This window comes from Pseudomonas emilianonis (assembly GCF_023072625.1).
Classification (GTDB): domain Bacteria; phylum Pseudomonadota; class Gammaproteobacteria; order Pseudomonadales; family Pseudomonadaceae; genus Aquipseudomonas; species Aquipseudomonas paraveronii.
The window spans coordinates 1-3393 of the sequence record NZ_JAKNRV010000470.1 but is presented as its reverse complement, the minus strand read 5'-3'; the positions used below and the strand labels follow the sequence as shown (position 1 = coordinate 3393).

General features: G+C 62.0%; 7 protein-coding genes. 1 reads left to right on the top strand and 6 read right to left on the bottom strand.

Annotated features, from left to right (window positions below; all coding sequences use genetic code 11):
• On the bottom strand, positions 1 to 382 hold a 382-nt coding region (locus tag L9Z73_RS27750), incomplete at its 3' end, for a 3,4-dihydroxy-2-butanone-4-phosphate synthase (RefSeq protein WP_247407895.1).
• A 68-nt stretch (positions 383 to 450) separates the two neighbouring features.
• Here L9Z73_RS27750 and L9Z73_RS27745 point away from each other — a divergent pair.
• Complete coding sequence (locus tag L9Z73_RS27745; protein WP_247407894.1) at positions 451 to 744, top strand: DUF1330 domain-containing protein; 294 nt, start codon at positions 451 to 453, stop codon at positions 742 to 744.
• A gap of 141 nt (positions 745 to 885) precedes the next feature.
• Here the strand turns inward: L9Z73_RS27745 and L9Z73_RS27740 are convergent, their stop codons facing one another.
• The 5 genes from L9Z73_RS27740 to L9Z73_RS27720 all read right to left on the bottom strand — a co-directional run.
• Positions 886 to 1449 (bottom strand): NUDIX hydrolase, encoded by a 564-nt coding sequence (locus tag L9Z73_RS27740; RefSeq protein WP_247407892.1) that lies wholly within the window; start codon positions 1447 to 1449, stop codon positions 886 to 888.
• Between the two features lie 2 nt (positions 1450 to 1451).
• Positions 1452 to 2204, bottom strand: coding sequence for a GntR family transcriptional regulator (locus L9Z73_RS27735; RefSeq protein ID WP_247407890.1), 753 nt, complete (start codon positions 2202 to 2204; stop codon positions 1452 to 1454).
• Positions 2205 to 2227: 23 nt separating this feature from the next.
• Complete coding sequence (locus tag L9Z73_RS27730) at positions 2228 to 2617, bottom strand: carboxymuconolactone decarboxylase family protein (protein WP_247407889.1); 390 nt, start codon at positions 2615 to 2617, stop codon at positions 2228 to 2230.
• A gap of 13 nt (positions 2618 to 2630) precedes the next feature.
• Positions 2631 to 3116, bottom strand: a complete 486-nt coding sequence (locus tag L9Z73_RS27725) for a flavin reductase family protein (protein ID WP_247407887.1) — start codon at positions 3114 to 3116, stop codon at positions 2631 to 2633.
• A gap of 12 nt (positions 3117 to 3128) precedes the next feature.
• The coding region (locus tag L9Z73_RS27720; protein ID WP_247407885.1) for an aldehyde dehydrogenase family protein at positions 3129 to 3393 on the bottom strand (265 nt) is incomplete at its 5' end.

Sequence of the window (3393 nt, the reverse complement as noted above, 5' to 3'; positions counted from 1 at the left end):
AGATATGCCCCGGCTGCACGATATCGGCAGGCCCCGCGTTGACGTCCACGGCCGCCGCCACCGTGCGTGCGCGGTCGGCGGCAGAGATACCGGTGGTCACGCCGCTGGCCGCTTCGATGGACACGGTAAACGCGGTGCTGAACGCGCTGCCATTGCTCGGCACCATCTGCTCCAGGCCCAGGCGCTGGCAGTGTTCGTCGGTGAGGGTCAGGCAGATCAGGCCACGGGCTTCGCGGGCCATGAAACTGATAGTCTCGGCGGTGCAGCACGCTGCAGGCAGCAGCAGGTCGCCTTCGTTTTCCCGATCTTCGTCGTCTACCAGGAGCACCATCTTGCCTTGTCGGTAGTCTTCGATGATGTCTGCGATGCTGTTGAAGGACATGTTGGGTGCTCGACTTATTGGTTGTATGTATTATGGTATACCACAAAACCAGGCGAGAGGATGTCACGATGAAGGCCTATTGGATTGCCCATGTAGATGTGTCCGATGCAGAGCAGTACACGCAATACACCCAGCGCGCGCCGGCGGCGTTTGCGAAGTTTGGCGGGCGGTTTCTGGCCCGGGGCGGGCGCAGCGAAGCGATGGAAGGCGGGCCGGCACGGCAGCGTAACGTGGTGATTGAGTTCGATAGCTACGAGCAGGCGGTGGCGTGTTACGAATCCGCCGAATATCAGGCCGCGAAGGCACACCGTGAGGGCGTGGGGCAGGCGCAGATCATCATCGTGGAAGGGCTGGCGCCTTAGGTATATCAGTCCAAGTATTGTTCCAAATGTGGGAGGGGGCTTGCCCCCGATGGCAGTGGTTCAGTCACCTCATTCAGTGGCTGACACACCGCAATCGGGGGCAAGCCCCCTCCCACAGTTTGATCCGGTTTAGCCTGAAGATCAGCGGATGAAATGGATCTTGCCGCTGTCGTCATTGCCGATGTAGATGCCATACACCCCGGCCTGGCGTTCCTCGATATAGCGTTCGAGGATCTGCCGGATCGCCGGGTAGTAGATGCTGTCCCAGGGAATGTCCTCGGGCGCGAAGAACTGATAGTCGAGGGTTTCCGGCCCGAACTGGCCGGTGATCTCCAGCGCAATGGCGCGGAAGATGATGTACACCTCGCTGATCTTCGGCACGCTGAAGATCGAGTAGGGCGAGAGGATCTCCGCGCGCACCCCGCTTTCTTCCCAGACTTCGCGCAACGCCGCTTGTTCAGTGGTCTCGCCACCTTCCATGAACCCGGCCGGCAGCGTCCAGGTGCCGGGGCGCGGTGGGATCGCGCGTTGGCACAGCAGGTACTTGCCGTCCTGCTCGATGATGCAGCCGGCGATGATCTTGGGATTGATGTAGTGGATATAGCCGCAACCGCGGCACATCAGGCGCTCATGCGTATCGCCCGGTGGCAGCTGGTGACCGAGATCACTGCCGCCGCATTTGGGGCAAAAGCTTGGCCTGAACACGGTCAGTGACCTATGCGCGGTTCTTTGAGGGCGATGGGCAGGGTGATCTCGGGGATCTTGCCGGTCTCTTCCTGTTTGCGCTTGAGGTAATCCAGGGCCACGGCTGCCGCCGCGCGCACGTGGTCGACGCAGGCCTGGTGGGCGGCGAGCGGGTCGCCGCTCTTGATCGCCTGGACCATGCGTTCCATTTCCTGATTGCTGGTGCCGCGACGGTTTTCCTGGGACACCGACGTGGCGCGCAGGTAGCTGATACGCGCCTGCAACTGACGCAACTGGGTGGCGGCCACGTGGTTGCCGGAGCCTTCAAGCAACACGTCGTAGAAACCCTGTACCGAATCGATGACCTGTTGCAGTTCGCCGTCCTTGAGGGCCTTGCGGTTTTCCTCCAGGGCTTTTTCCAGGGCCTTGATGTCCTTGGCCTTGGCGCGCAGGGTGAACAACTGCACGATCAAGCCTTCAAGCACGCAGCGCAGTTCATAGATGTCGACGGCGTCGGCCAGGGTAATGATCGCCACCTGGGGGCCCTTGGCATCGGCGAATTCCACCAGGCCTTCGGACTCCAGGTGACGCAAGGCTTCGCGCACCGAGGTGCGGCTGACGCCGAGGCGGTCGCACAGGTCGCGCTCCACCAGGCGGTCACCCGGCAGCAGCTGGAAGTTCATGATGGCGCTGCGCAGTTTCTCCAGCACGATTTCGCGCAGGGTGATCGGGTTGTGATTGACCTTGAAGCTGTCGTCGAGTGGCAGGCGTTTCATGGGGGCTGCTCTGAATGGGACGGTTAACGGGAGGCCTCGGCATCGGCTTCGGCGAAGGCTTCCCGGGCCAGCCGGAAGCTGTCCACGGCGGCGGGAACCCCGCAATAGATGCCGACCTGAAGCAGAATTTCGCGTATTTGTTCACGACTTAGCCCGTTACGCAAGGCGCCGCGCACATGCAGCTTGAGCTCGTGGGGCCGATTGAGGGCCGAAATCATCGCCAAGTTTATCATGCTGCGTTCTTTAAGCGACAAACCCTCCCGGCCCCACACATGGCCCCAGCAGTATTCGGTGACCATCTCCTGCAGGGGGCGGGTGAAGTCGTCGGCGTTCTCGATCGAACGCTGTACGTAGGCTTCGCCCAGCACCTGGGTGCGGATCTTCAGCCCCTGCTCATACTTTGCGTTGCTCATTGCACACAGCTCCTCAGGCCAGGGTGGGCAGGGGGCCCAGCTTGCCTTTGTGATAGATCATCGGCGTGACCGGTTGCTCGGGCAGGATCAGGTTCTTCACGGCGCCGACGATGATCGCGTGATCGCCGCCGTCATACTCGCGCCACAGCTCGCACTCGATGATCGCCGTGGCGTTGGCCAGCAGCGGGTTGCCCAGTTCGCTCAAGTGCCACTCGATGCCCTTGGCTTTTTCCTTGCCTTTGCTGGCGAAAGCGTAGGCTTCGGCGGTCTGGTCGGCGGACAGCAAGTGAATCGCAAAGCGCTTGCTGTCACGCAGGATCGGGTAGGTGTCCGACGCATAGTTGGGGCAGAACAGCACCAGCGCCGGGTCGATCGACAGCGCGCTGAACGCGCTGGCGGTGATGCCGACGATGCCGCCGTCCGGGTCGAGGGTTGTGACCACCGTGACCCCGGACGGGAACGAGCTCATGACGTCTTTGTAAATGCCGGGTTCGATCATGGTTGTGGACTCTTAACGCATCACAAAAGGATCAGGCATGGGCGCCTGGGAGAGGTTGATCCACACGGTCTTCAGCTCGGTGTAGGCGAGCACCGAATCGATGCCGCTTTCGCGTCCGTAGCCGCTGTTCTTGAAACCGCCGATGGGGGCCATGGCCGAGACCGCGCGGTAGGTGTTGACCCAGATGATCCCCGAACGCACATCGCGCGCCAGGCGGTGGGCGCGCCCGAGGTCGCGGGTCCAGATGCCGGCAGCGAGGCCGAACTGCGAGTCGTTG